The 12,503-nt window shown below is 51.4% G+C and carries 15 protein-coding genes; all 15 read right to left on the minus strand.

What is annotated here, in order from left to right; translation table 11 throughout:
- Window positions 1–170 precede the first annotated feature (170 nt).
- The 15 genes from trpE to mtrB all read right to left on the minus strand — a co-directional run bounded on the left by trpE (window position 171) and on the right by mtrB (window position 12,493).
- The gene (gene trpE / locus MHI45_RS06565) at window positions 171–1,724 is read right to left on the minus strand and encodes an anthranilate synthase component I (RefSeq protein ID WP_076109854.1); all 1,554 of its coding nucleotides are present in this window, start codon (window positions 1,722–1,724) and stop codon (window positions 171–173) included.
- A 343-nt stretch (window positions 1,725–2,067) separates the two neighbouring features.
- On the minus strand, window positions 2,068–2,439 hold the full coding sequence (gene aroH, locus MHI45_RS06570; protein WP_076109855.1) for a chorismate mutase: 372 nt from the start codon (window positions 2,437–2,439) through the stop codon (window positions 2,068–2,070).
- Entirely contained in the window at window positions 2,433–3,536 is a 1,104-nt protein-coding gene (gene aroB, locus MHI45_RS06575) for a 3-dehydroquinate synthase (RefSeq protein WP_076109856.1), read from the minus strand. Before aroB ends, aroH begins: the two co-directional genes overlap by 7 nt.
- A gap of 2 nt (window positions 3,537–3,538) precedes the next feature.
- A complete protein-coding gene (gene aroC / locus MHI45_RS06580; protein WP_076109857.1) occupies window positions 3,539–4,708 on the minus strand; it encodes a chorismate synthase in 1,170 nt (389 codons plus the stop codon).
- Between the two features lie 199 nt (window positions 4,709–4,907).
- Window positions 4,908–5,069: a hypothetical protein gene (locus MHI45_RS06585; RefSeq protein WP_179091700.1), complete on the minus strand. Its 162-nt coding sequence runs from the start codon at window positions 5,067–5,069 to the stop codon at window positions 4,908–4,910.
- Window positions 5,070–5,167: 98 nt separating this feature from the next.
- Window positions 5,168–5,968 (minus strand): CheR family methyltransferase, encoded by an 801-nt coding sequence (locus MHI45_RS06590; RefSeq protein WP_038594503.1) that lies wholly within the window; start codon window positions 5,966–5,968, stop codon window positions 5,168–5,170.
- Window positions 5,969–5,995: 27 nt separating this feature from the next.
- A complete protein-coding gene (gene ndk / locus MHI45_RS06595) occupies window positions 5,996–6,439 on the minus strand; it encodes a nucleoside-diphosphate kinase (RefSeq protein ID WP_076109858.1) in 444 nt (147 codons plus the stop codon).
- Window positions 6,440–6,561: 122 nt separating this feature from the next.
- Window positions 6,562–7,530, minus strand: coding sequence for a polyprenyl synthetase family protein (locus MHI45_RS06600; protein ID WP_076109859.1), 969 nt, complete (start codon window positions 7,528–7,530; stop codon window positions 6,562–6,564).
- On the minus strand, window positions 7,527–8,387 hold the full coding sequence (locus MHI45_RS06605; RefSeq protein WP_038594509.1) for a menaquinone biosynthetic enzyme MqnA/MqnD family protein: 861 nt from the start codon (window positions 8,385–8,387) through the stop codon (window positions 7,527–7,529). Before MHI45_RS06605 ends, MHI45_RS06600 begins: the two co-directional genes overlap by 4 nt.
- A gap of 3 nt (window positions 8,388–8,390) precedes the next feature.
- Window positions 8,391–8,993 (minus strand): UbiX family flavin prenyltransferase, encoded by a 603-nt coding sequence (locus MHI45_RS06610; RefSeq protein WP_038594512.1) that lies wholly within the window; start codon window positions 8,991–8,993, stop codon window positions 8,391–8,393.
- Window positions 8,990–9,865, minus strand: coding sequence for a UbiA-like polyprenyltransferase (locus MHI45_RS06615; RefSeq protein ID WP_038594514.1), 876 nt, complete (start codon window positions 9,863–9,865; stop codon window positions 8,990–8,992). Before MHI45_RS06615 ends, MHI45_RS06610 begins: the two co-directional genes overlap by 4 nt.
- Entirely contained in the window at window positions 9,858–10,610 is a 753-nt protein-coding gene (locus MHI45_RS06620) for a demethylmenaquinone methyltransferase (RefSeq protein WP_038594516.1), read from the minus strand. The genes MHI45_RS06615 and MHI45_RS06620 overlap by 8 nt, the downstream gene beginning before the upstream one ends.
- 3 nt (window positions 10,611–10,613) lie before the next feature.
- Window positions 10,614–11,483 carry a heptaprenyl diphosphate synthase component 1 gene (locus MHI45_RS06625; RefSeq protein ID WP_076109860.1) on the minus strand — a complete coding sequence of 290 codons (870 nt, stop codon included), beginning with the start codon at window positions 11,481–11,483 and terminating at the stop codon, window positions 10,614–10,616.
- 114 nt (window positions 11,484–11,597) lie between these two features.
- A complete protein-coding gene (locus tag MHI45_RS06630; protein WP_076109861.1) occupies window positions 11,598–12,137 on the minus strand; it encodes a hypothetical protein in 540 nt (179 codons plus the stop codon).
- Window positions 12,138–12,244: 107 nt separating this feature from the next.
- On the minus strand, window positions 12,245–12,493 hold the full coding sequence (gene mtrB / locus MHI45_RS06635; protein ID WP_038594522.1) for a trp RNA-binding attenuation protein MtrB: 249 nt from the start codon (window positions 12,491–12,493) through the stop codon (window positions 12,245–12,247).
- Between the last annotated feature and the right edge of the window lie 10 nt (window positions 12,494–12,503).

Here is a 12,503-nt window from a genome sequence, read left to right on the forward strand (position 1 = left end):
AGCATATGCAACCTGAACCCGCATCGAACAAAACTGACACCGGAAGCATACGCTAAAAGTTTTATGGAGCATTCTCTGCTCTGCTCATCTTCGTAATAAAACTCGCTTCGTAAGCATTCGCTAAGTTTTATGGAGCATTCTCTGCTCTGCTCATCTCTGCTATTCCCTGATTAAGGGGTATATTCGTACATGTAATCCTGGTTGATTACCTGTTTTTCTTTCACTTCAGCCGGGAACATCGCTTCCGCCATGCGGATCGCCTTCAGCATCCCTTTTGCCTTGTTGAGGGTCTCCTCATATTCCTTCTCCGGAACAGAGTCCCAGACAATGCCCGCCCCGGCCTGCACATAAGCCCGGCCCTTGCGGAAGATAATGGTGCGGATCGTAATGCAGGAATCCATATTTCCGGAAAACCCGAGATAACCGATGGCTCCGGCATACGCTCCTCTTGCTTCGCGTTCCAGCTCCGAGATAATTTCCATAGCCCGCAGCTTCGGTGCTCCGGAAACGGTGCCGGCAGGAAGGCAGGACAGGAAGGCGTCGAAGAAATCCTTGTTCTCGTCAAGTGTTCCAGATACGTTCGAAACCATGTGCATCACATGGGAGTATTTTTCAATTTCCATGAAGGAATCGCATTTGACGGTGCCGAACTTTGAGACCCGGCCCAAATCATTGCGCCCCAGATCGACCAGCATCAGATGTTCTGCCCGTTCCTTCTCATCATGCAGCAGTTCCTCAGCCAGCTCCCGGTCCTGTACTTCATTCTCGCCCCTAGGACGGGTTCCGGCAATCGGGCGGGTCTTGACCCGGTCACCGTCCACCTTCACCAGCGCTTCGGGAGAAGTGCCGACAATGATCTCTTCATCCATCTTCAGATAATACATGTACGGCGAAGGGTTCAATGTGCGCAGCATCCGGTACACATGGAGTGGCGATACTTCCGTTTCTATGTGCAGCCGCTGTGACAGCACCACCTGAAAAATATCCCCGGCCCGGATGTACTCCTTGGCCTGCTCCACATTGCCGATATATTGCTCCTTCGTCAGGTTGGAGTGGATCTGGCCCAGCTCGATATCCTGCGGTATGCTGCGCCGGTTGACGTTTTCCTTCGGTCCTTCCTTCTGCAGCTCTTCGGCCATAACCTCCAGCTTGCGGCTAAGCGCTTCATAGCCTGCGCGGATGTCCGAGTCCGTATCTCCGTCCTTGATGTGCAGATTGCCGACAAGCAGGATTTGCTGCTTCACATGATCAAAGACAATGATCCGGTCGCAGAACATAAAGCGGATGTCGTCCATATTCAGATCATCTACGGCATGTGCCGACAGTTTCTCGTAATACTGCAGCAGATCATAACCGAAGAATCCGATGGCTCCGCCTGTAAAGGGAGGCATTTCTTCCAGCTTCGGGCTGCGGTAAGAGCGGAGCAGCGCTTTAAGCTCCTCGACCGGCTTGCCCAAGAGCCGTTTTTTCTCTCCGCCGACTTCGACGTGAATGACGCCTTTTTTGCCGGAGATCATGAGGAACGGATCACTGCCGATAAAGGAATATCGGGCCCATTGAATACCGCCCTCTACACTTTCCAGCAAAAAAGCACGATCCTGTTCGGCAAAACGCTGGAACAGCCGGATCGGCGTTTCCATGTCGGCAAGCAGCCGCTTTACGACCGGAATTAAGTTATACTCCCGGGACAACGCCACTACTTCTTCGACTCTTGGGTGCGTCATATGAAATACCTCCTTGGGATCTGATATTATGTCCGAAATACAGAAAAACCTCTACCGAAGTAGAGGTTTGTATAAGTGTAAGTATGTGAAAAAGCGCTCAGGACCGGCATTATGATCCATATATACGGATATCTCCTATGTGGGAATAGACGGGTAGCGCTGTGAAACTCTACACCAAAATAATCCCAGAAGGGAATCACAAAATAAATGGATTGCCTATACGAACTAAACCCTGCACTCAACTCAGCTATACTCATCTCATCTAAACTAAACTCTGCTTCACTCGGCTAACTCCACTATACATGATGATGGAGGTCATTGACAACCCCGCATCTGCAAATTATTACTTGCTCTGTGATAGATCCGGGCGAAGCTTCTGGGCTTCGTTCAGATACACATGGCGGATATCCCGCTGCGATTTATCGGTGTTGACCTGCACCATGAGGCGGATGCACTGTGGCAGGCTGCCCTTGACCGGGATCTCGACGGAACACATGAGCGGTACCATCTCCCAGCCTTCAATCTCACGGATCGCCCTTGCCGGGAAGGTAGCATCCAGATCAGCAGTCATCGTAATCCATACGCTGCAAATATCCTCTGCAATCACGTCATTGCGTTCGACGATTTCCCGCAACAGTACAACCGTTTCACGCAGGATCTCGTTTTCCTCGTTTTTCGTTACGGTTGTTGCACCGCGTATCCCCCGGTTTACCATGGGCTTTCCTCCTTCTTAAGCTGTGCTATAACCTCACGAACAGATGATTGCTGCACATCATTGACAATACTGACCGAACCAATGGCATCTGGCACGATAAAGGTCATTTTTCCTTCTTTGAATTTCTTATCATGCATCATCGCCGCCATCAGTTCATCCTCACCATATTGCGCCGGCAGTCTTACCGGCAAGGCGAGCGCCGACAGCATAGATACCGTGTCTTCATAAATGGACTTATCTTTGCCCAGTTTGGCCGCTAAAAGCGCCGATCCCGCCATTCCGATGGCAATCGCTTCCCCGTGCAGGAATACACCGTAGCCCCCCACTGCCTCGATCGCATGCCCAATGGTATGCCCGAGGTTCAGTATGGCCCGCTGCCCATGCTCACGCTCATCATTGCCGATTACGGCGGCTTTGATCGCACAGCCCCGCTCCAGCGCATAACCAAGCGCTTCTACGTTCAACTCAAGCAGCTCTGCCGCATGATCACGGCACCAGTAGGCAAAATCCCTGTCCAGAATCAGGCCGTGTTTTACAACCTCGGCCAGCCCTGAAGAAATCTGGCGCGGCGGAAGTGTGCGGAGCGTGTCCAGATCGTACAGCACCATAGACGGCTGATAGAAGGCGCCGATCATATTTTTGGCTAGCGGATGATTAACAGCCACCTTCCCGCCGACACTGCTGTCATGGGCAAGGATGGTTGTCGGAATCTGCAGGAAACCGATACCGCGCATATAAGAAGCGGCCACAAAACCCGCCAGATCACCGACCACCCCGCCACCGAGTGCCAGTACCGCTGAGCTGCGGTCCAGACCGGCCTGAATGGCCGTTGTGATAACCTCTTCATATACAGCCAGAGATTTGGAAGCCTCCCCGGCAGGGATAATATGGCTTACGACCGTATACCCCTGAGCCTGCAAGGAGCTTTCCACAGTGGCCAGAAAATGTGGGGCAACTTCACTGTCACTGACAACCAGCAGCGGACTGCGCAGTGGAAATCCGGCTTCCTGGCAGCGTTCACCGATACCCTGAAGTAAACCGCTGCCGATATGGATCGGATAAGAACGTTCTCCCAATTCTACAGTAATACTGCGCATAATCAGTAGCTCTCCAGTTGGGATAAGTAATTATTATAGTTGGCTCTGATTTCTTCCAGAGAATCGCCGCCGAATTTATCCAGGAATGCCTTCGCAATCTCCCAAGCCACGACATTCTCCAGCACAACACAAGCTGCCGGAACAGCGCAGGCATCCGAACGCTCCACCTGCGCGGTGAAAGGCTCTTTGGTATCAATATCAACGCTTTGCAGCGGTTTGTAAAGTGTAGGTATCGGCTTCATCACTCCGCGGACAACAACCGGCATTCCGTTCGTCATGCCACCCTCAAAGCCGCCCAGCCGGTTGCTTGCCCGGTAGTAACCTCGTGAGGCTTCATACATAATTTCATCATGGACCTGTGAGCCGCGCAGTTCGCCTGCCCCGAAACCAATACCGATCTCAACACCCTTGAAGGCATTGATCGACATTACCGCTCCGGCGATAGCTGCATCCAGCTTACGGTCGTATTGCACATAGCTTCCAAGACCGGTAGGCAATCCTTCAACGACGCATTCCACGATTCCACCGATGGAGTCGCCTTCCTCCTTGATCTTGTCTATGTAAGCCTCCATCTTCTGTTCGGTCTCTTTATCAACAACTCTCACAGAGGAGGCTTCGGTCAGCTCGATCAGTTCATCAACCGGAAGATTGTTGGCCGGTGCTTCAATTTCGCCGATCCGGATAACCTGTCCGGCAATCTTCACTCCGAAAGCGGCCAGCAGCTGCCGGGCCACAGCGCCTACGGCTACTCTTGCTGCCGTTTCACGGGCGCTGGAGCGTTCCAGCACATTCCGCAGGTCGGTAAGATTATATTTCAGTCCGCCGTTCAAATCCGCATGCCCTGGACGCGGCCGGTTCACCCGCCGCTTCTCTTCGTCGCTGCCGGGAATCGGTTCGATATTCATAATGTTCTTCCAGTGTGTCCAGTCCTTGTTCTCTACTACCAGCGCTACAGGAGCTCCTGTCGTAGAGCCATGGCGTACACCGCCGACAATCTGTGCGGTATCTTTCTCGATTTGCATCCGGCGGCCACGGCCGTAGCCCTTCTGGCGCCGCTGCAATTGAAAATTGAGCTCTTCAAAATTAAGTGTCAAATTGCTGGGCAGTCCCTCAATAATTGCTGTAAGCTGGGGGCCGTGCGTTTCCCCCGCTGTTAAATAGCGTAAACTCATGCTGCGTTCCCCCTTCACACTTTTAAACTGTAAACCGCTAAAATCTTAAATGTCTTTGCTCATTATAGTATAGGGAATCCGCTTTGACAAGAAAGGGATGGCCTCTAATCAGGTGCCCCTCATCCATAAAAGAACAGCGCCGCCATACTCTTCCGAGTAAAAGCGGCGCTGCTGAGCGTCCGGGGTCAAGAGCCTCTGATCAGCCCCCGATCCTCCGGTTTGACGGAGGCAATGTCGTCTTGCTCTCCTCAAGCTGCAGCAGGCTTTGCAGCTGCAGCTCCTCAATGCCGAGAATCTGCCCGCATTCGCGGACGGTAAGGAAGCCGCGTCTGTACGCGGCAATGACCTTGCTTTTGTCCATCTGGATTTACGACCTTTCACATAGCGTACGGGTATCTACTATTCAGTATCTCTGAAAAGAAGCGAAAGTATACGTTTACCAGATCGGGCGGTGCAGCACTATTTCTTCCGGTAGAAGAACGTTTCCGTCGATTCAAAGCCATACTGCGCAGGTGTAAAGATTTGCTCCGTACTGCCCACGAACAAATATCCGCCCGGGCGCAGACTGTCCGAGAACTTATGATAGAGCTTATTCTTAGCCTCTTCTGTGAAATAGATCATCACATTCCGGCAAATGATCAGGTCAAACCCTTCGTCAAACTTATCAAGCAGCAGGTTCTGCTTGCGGAAATCAATACTTTTTTTGAGTGACTCGCTGACCTTGAACACCGGTCCCTCCGGCGCGAAATAACGGGCGGCTACATCTTTTGGCACGTCCTTTAAGGATCGTTCCAAGTAAAGGCCCTGCTTTGCTTTGGCCAGAGCGCCATCATCGATGTCAGTAGCCAGAATACCGGTCTGGGAAAGAAGATTTTTGTCGGATAAAATCATCGCCAGCGTATATGGCTCTTCCCCGGTGGAGCAGGCGGCACTCCATAGCTTCAACCGGCGTCCCGAGCGCTGCAAATCAGGCAGAATGACATCCCGCAGGACTTCCCAGCGGTTCGGATTGCGCCAGAACTCCGAGACATTAATCGTCATCCGGTCCAGAAATTCATAAAATAAAGCCTTGTCCTTCATCATTGCGGCATAAAAATCTTGAAATGAATGATAGCCGTTCTTCATCCGCAGCGTAGTTAAACGCCGTTTCATCTGTGCTTCCTTGTACTGGGCGAGATCGATTCCGGTACTTTGCTTGACGTTATGGATAAACCCGGTGTAATCCGGATCTGCTGCTTCAATCTGTTCACGTTCTGCCATATGACTTCTCCTGCCTCCCGCCTGTTGTTACATCCATGCCTGGATGTCTTTGTTGTAGTGAGCCAGTTCATTCGGAGCAAAGAAATTGGCAATTTCACGTTCAGCGCTTTCCGGTGAATCCGATCCATGAATAAGGTTAAGCGGTGTATGGCTGGCAAAATCGCCGCGGATTGTACCCGGCAACGCTTCGCCTACCTTGGTCTTCCCTATCAGCAGACGGGACAGCGCCACTACATCATCGCCTTCCCACACCATGGCAAACACAGGACCGGAGGTGATAAAGCCCACAAGTTCAGGAAAGAAATCTTTACCTTCGTGTTCTGCGTAGTGCTTCTTGGCCTGTGCTTCTGTGACAGTAATCAGCTTCGCGGCAATCAGCTTAAATCCTTTGTCCTCCAGGCGGGCGACAATACGCCCGATCAATCCGCGTTGTACTCCGTCCGGCTTGATCATCAGATACGTTTTTTCCATAGAGTCACTCTCCATTTTTATGAATAGGTTAGTACATCGCTGCGAATTCAAGTGGTATATTTTCTGATATTATCAGAAACCCGGTCATCTGTGAACGCTTATATTTCAAAGAGGAGCGAAGTCTAATAGGCTCTGCCTGTTACAAAAAATGCAATATCCCGCAGATTGCGCTTTGTTTTGTTGTTCGGAAGCTCATCCAGCGCCGCCAGTGCTTTGGCTATATAGCGTGAAGCCAGCTCTTCTGCGCGGGCAATACCTTCTCCTGACAGGATCAGATCAATGGCCCGGCCCACACTGCGCTGCCCTTCACGGATAAGCTTCAGTTCCTCCAGCAGCGAATCGCGAAGCCGGGCGTCCTCAAGACTGTAGATCACTGGAAGTGTAATGTTCCCCTGGCGCATATCGCTGCCCGGAGGTTTGCCGATTTGCTTCTCCGTTCCGGAAAGATCGAGCAGATCATCACGGATCTGAAACGCCATACCGACGTTGTATCCGTAATTATAGAGCAGCCGGGCTGTCTCCGGCTCCGCGTCAGCTGCCAGCGCGCCTAGCTGACAGCTGATCGCGATGAGCAATGCTGTCTTGCGGCGGATCCGCCGCAAATAATGGCGCACACTCTGCTCGCTGTTGAAGAAATCACGGATCTGCTCCATTTCTCCGATGGACATTTCCACCATCGCCTTGGAGAGGATTTGGTGGATGCGGGGATTTTTCAGCTCCGAAGTCATAACGAGCGCTTTTGCATAAATATAGTCCCCGGTGTACATGGCGATCTTGTCGCCCCACTTCGCTTTGACAGTAAGCTCTCCACGCCGCAGCTCTGCATCGTCGATCACATCATCGTGAACGAGCGAAGCACTATGTATGAGCTCAAGCGGGATAGCTACACGCTTCAGCTTCTCCAGATCATATTGGCCAAATTTGCCGCCCATCAGCACAAATACTGGACGCAGACGTTTGCCGCCCGCCTTCAGCAGATGCAGGGAAGTCTCTGTCAGCAGACCATCATCGCCTTGAACGCTGCGGTACAGCTCTTTTTCGATCAGATCCATATCCTTGTTCAGCAAACCGAATATTTGCATTCGTTTCATTCTTTCACCCGTGTCAGCAGATTGTGGCTCCAAAGCTCCATCTTCACTTCCTGCGGCAGCAGGCCCATTTCATAGGCGTAGCGGAAATAGAGGTTCAGACCTTCCTGCTGCCTTTCCCCAAAGTCATAACATAGATTACGGAAATATCCTTCCCAGTAAGCAGCCGTTCCGCCGATAGCCATACACGCCTCCCGAATAACTGGCGCGAGTTCGCGGATTCCGCGTCTTTTACTTTCCGCAAAGGCCTCGGCAATCTCGGCAATCGCTTTAGGCTTACTGTTCGCTGCCTCCCGGTTTACCGCCCAGACGGCAAAGGTCATGCTGAGTCCAGTCCACTCATTCCACAGTTCACCCAGATCAGTAACGATGTAGCCCTGATTCTGCCACGAGGCTTTGATCGCATTGTCGCCGATTAAGAGACAGGCATCCGCCTGATCCATCATGTGATCCAGATCAGGCTCTGCACTGATATATTCCGGTTTGCCATGAACGGCCTTCTCCATCAGAATCTTCAGCAGATTCACCGATGTTGCGGAGGTATTAGTTACGGCAATCCTGGCGTTTCCAAGCTGCTGAACAGGCATCCGAGAGAACAGCAGAATTGATTTGACCGGTCCCTCCGAACTGACGGATAGATCCGGAAGCAGCAGCAGACGGTCACTGGCTGCTGCATAGGCAAAGGAAGACAATGCACCTACGTGGATGGTGCCCTCAGCCATGCCCTGATTAAGAATGGCAGGCACTTCACTCACCATCTCTGCAGGATAACTTAACGAAGAGGGGTGGAAATTGTGAAATACCGGCCATGAGTTGGTATAGCTGATTTTACCGATAACGGTATGCTGCGAATTGACCATCCCTCATTCCCCCCATCTGCGAAATAAAGTGTGCTCAATGTTAAAGCTGTCCAGCACCTTGCCCACCATAAAGTTAATCAGATCATCCATGCTGACCGGGCCAAAATAAAAGGCCGGCATTGCCGGGATCAGCTTGACGCCCAGCCGGGACAGCTTCAGCATATTTTCCAGGTGAATGGCATGCAGCGGTGTCTCCCGGGGGACGAGGACCAAGGGGCGCCCTTCCTTCAGCATGACATCGGCAGCCCTTGTCATCAAATTATCGGAGCTGCCATGCGCCACAGCAGACAGTGTACCCATGGAGCAAGGCATAATAATCATCCCTTCCGTGCGGAAGGAGCCGCTGGCGATCGATGCCCCGATGTCCTGTACTTTATGATAAAGCAGAGAACCGGGATAGCCGCTGAACTTTTCGTTCAGAAAGCCTTCCCGGTCGGAGGCGGCAAAGCCAAGCTCCTCTTTAAAAACACGCCAGCCCGCATTGCTCACAACGAGATGGACCGTATACCCCAATGAAAGCAGGGTTTCCGTCAGACGAACGCCGTAAATACCTCCGCTCGCTCCGGTAATTCCTACAACGAAATTTTTAGGCTTCTGCTCTGTCATTTGTAAAACTGCACCACCAGGTCAATCAAAGTAAATGAGAACACCACGATGCTTAGCACCCCGTTCATGGTAAAGAACGCAGTCTGCAAGCGGCTTAAGTCACTCGGAGACACAATGTGATGCTCATAAAAAAGAATGATGTAAGCAATCAGCATCCCTGCTACATACCACCAGCTTAAATCGGTGATAAATAGGAGCGAAACGAATCCGATGCCCGTAAGAAAGTGAAATACCTTCGCAATGTCCAGCGCCCGCGGAACACCAAAGCGGACTGGAATGGAGTAAAGGCCTTCCTTCGTATCAAATTCAACATCCTGGCAGGAATAGATAATATCAAAACCCGCAGTCCAAAACACAATTGTGAAATAAAAGATCATGGCTGTCCAGTCCACAGTGCCTGTGACGGCAACCCAGCCCCCAAGCGGAGCCAAGGCGATGGTTAGCCCGAGTATCAGATGGCAGGCCCAGGTGAATCGCTTCGTGAAGGAATAAAAAACAAGGAGAAAAACAGCGATCGGCAGCAATTTCGCCGACAAGGGATTAAGCTTGAAAGCAGCCCAGAATAGTAAAAAGAATGAGATCGCAATAAAGATTATTACTTCTCCAACCTTCAGCAACCCTGCGGGAATCGCTCTTCCTGCGGTCCGCGGATTCTTGGCGTCACTGATCCGGTCAATCAGCCGGTTCAGGCCCATGGCCGCGCTGCGGGCGCCAAACATGGCGATAACAACCCAGCCGATCTGGGCCCAGGAAGGGAGTGTGCCGAACATGACAACTGAACCGAGCAATGCGCCCATAAATGCGAAGGGTAATGCAAAAACAGTATGTTCAAACTTGATCATTTGCAGAAAAACGCCGACTTTTTTAAACATTACAGTTCTCCTTGAGCCCAATATGTAATGCTGCGATGCCGCCGGTCAAGGGATAGGATTCCACTTGCTCAAGACCGGTTTCACGGAAAATCACCGCAAGCTGCTCTCTGTCCGGAAATAGGGCCAATGATTCGGGAAGCCATTTATATTGCTCGTATCTTTTGGCAAACAGTTTCCCAAGGAGCGGAAGTACACGCTGAAAATAAAAATAATAAATGCCTTTGAACGGCTGTTTCATCGGCTTGGAAAGCTCGAGGCAGACAACCATTCCTCCCGGCTTCACTACACGCTTCATTTCGTTCAACACTTGAACGAGATCAGGCACATTGCGAAGTCCGAAGCCTATCGTCGCATAATCAAAGCTGTTGTCACCGAAAGGCAGGTCCATCGCATTGCCCTGGACCAGTGAAATGCGGTCCTGCAGTTTGCGCTCTTCCACCTTGCGGCGGCCTACCTCCAGCATGCCTGCACTGAAATCAAGCCCGATAACACTTCCGGTCTGGCTGGCATCAGCCAAGGCAATACTCCAGTCACAGGTGCCGCAGCACAAGTCTACAGCGGAATCACCGCGCTTCATGCCCATCTTGCGCATCGTGAACTTTCGCCACGCTTTATGGCGGCGGAAGCTTAGAATATCATTCATCAGGTCATATTTTCCGGCAATGCTCTCAAATACGGAGTGTACAAATTGTTCCTTCGGTTTGACGCCCTGGTCACCCAAAGCTGATGTTTTCTCTATAGTCATTCTCTACCCCTCCACGGCCGCTTGTCCGGAAATTTTCGTCTGCAGGAGAAAGTGGTCAAGCGCGGAGCTAAGCTCGCTGATCAGGTGCTCGTCCTTAATGTCTTTCAGCAGTCCCTGTATGGACTGGAGCGACCCATGCAGCTTGTCGGTCAGCAGGGAATCGCATTTATATTTCAGCTTGAGCTTCTTCCAATCCTTCAGATCGAGATTCTGCTCATCCAGCAGCTGCCGCTCTTCTTCTGTGGCTAATTCCATCACCTTCCAGTAACAATAGCCTTCCCGGGCACTTGCCGGATTACCAGACCGCCGCAGTTCCAGACATAAGGTCTCGCAGTGGCTGAATTCAGCCAGCAGCTTCTCCCACAACTGTGTGAGCGACTCCTCAATCATCGGTGTAAAAGAAAGGAACAGCCGCATATTGAGCTGTACCGTGTGCCGCAGGTATTGTTCAGCGGAGAGCAGCATCCCCTTCATTTTGCCGTAAAGATGGGCTTTCATCACGTTAAAGTCGGCAATGGCCGTACTTAAGATGCCCACCATCTCGATCTGTTCACGTTTCGCAAGCAAATGGTAAAACCAGCTGCTGAAGTAATCGCCGGCCAGCACCTTGAGCTGACGGGAACGCATCTGGTCTCCCCCTGGTTCTTCAAGGGATATATCGATGTTCTCATGCGTATCAAGGCCTAGCTGCACAAGTGCTGTTACCAGAGTATACAGCTCACCGTTTTGCGCACCGTCCGGGGTGCCGTGATTCAGAAAAATATATAACAAATGACCACGCCCATCGGAAAACGGCGGTAATTCCGTATGCCGCTGAATCATATCGTAGTCGGTGTAGGGTTTAGCAAGTTGTGGTATGCGGTACGGTTTCATTTCAGCCTCCGAAGCCATTGACGTTATGACAATATCTTTGTTCACAATCTTGTCTATTATATCACATGTTTTTTTGTCACGCACTCTGGGGCGTTCTAGTTTCATTTACCCACATTAGGGATAAATGAACTGCCTTTTCCACAGCTCGCTTTCACGAATACGGAAGCCTTTCTTGAGCGCATCTGGCAGCGGATCATTCCCGGACGCCTCCAGCTTCTGCTGCAGTTGAAGCGACCACTCCATGCGTCTGATATCCCCGGCAAGCAATAGACGGCGGGTGTCCAGCCATTTGTCCTCGGCAACGATGCGCAGGAGCAGCTGATCGACATTCTCCGTGTCTTGGAAAGCAAAGGAGATCGCCTGAGCCATATTCTGATACAGTTCTTGGGGCTCGTGGTTATTGCCGGTTACCTTCAGATCCAGTGATAAGACACTCTGTTCAAAGTCAACGCTATCGATGGACAGGGTAAAGGGGATCCCGTTCAGTATATCTACAAGATTATCATTATCGAGAATCGTATTCGCACCGCTGAAGGTTTCCACTACTCCCTGCTGCCTTTGCAAGGAAGGTTCGAGCTCCGCCAGCTTCGGCAGAATTACGGCAGAAGCCGTGGTCACGAGCAATACAGTTCCGATTAGCCAGCCCCGGTTCATGACCTGCCCCCTTATCCATAATTTCCGCCTTGCCGTGCGTTTATACGATCCTGCAGACTTGCCTATACTTAGTTATATTTTGAAAAAAAGCAGGCTATGCCTGCTTTTCAGCTTTCGCTCTCCAGTTGTCCGTGTTTGCTCCATATTTCCGCCTTGCCGCGGATTTTCATAGCTGAGGTATGATCGGTGAATTGAGCGATCAGCACCTCGCCTTTGTCCAGCTTCTCCGTGTGGTGAAAGCGCGTATCCAGTCCTCTGGTAAGCCCGATTACCTGAACGCCGTTCTCTTTGGCCTTCACCACGATGTACTCGCTGCCTGACGGTGCAGGGCTAACGCCATTATTCTTCTCGGTCATCTTTGATCCT

It is taken from the genome of Paenibacillus sp. FSL H3-0321 (genome assembly GCF_038002865.1).
Classification (GTDB): domain Bacteria; phylum Bacillota; class Bacilli; order Paenibacillales; family Paenibacillaceae; genus Paenibacillus_AQ.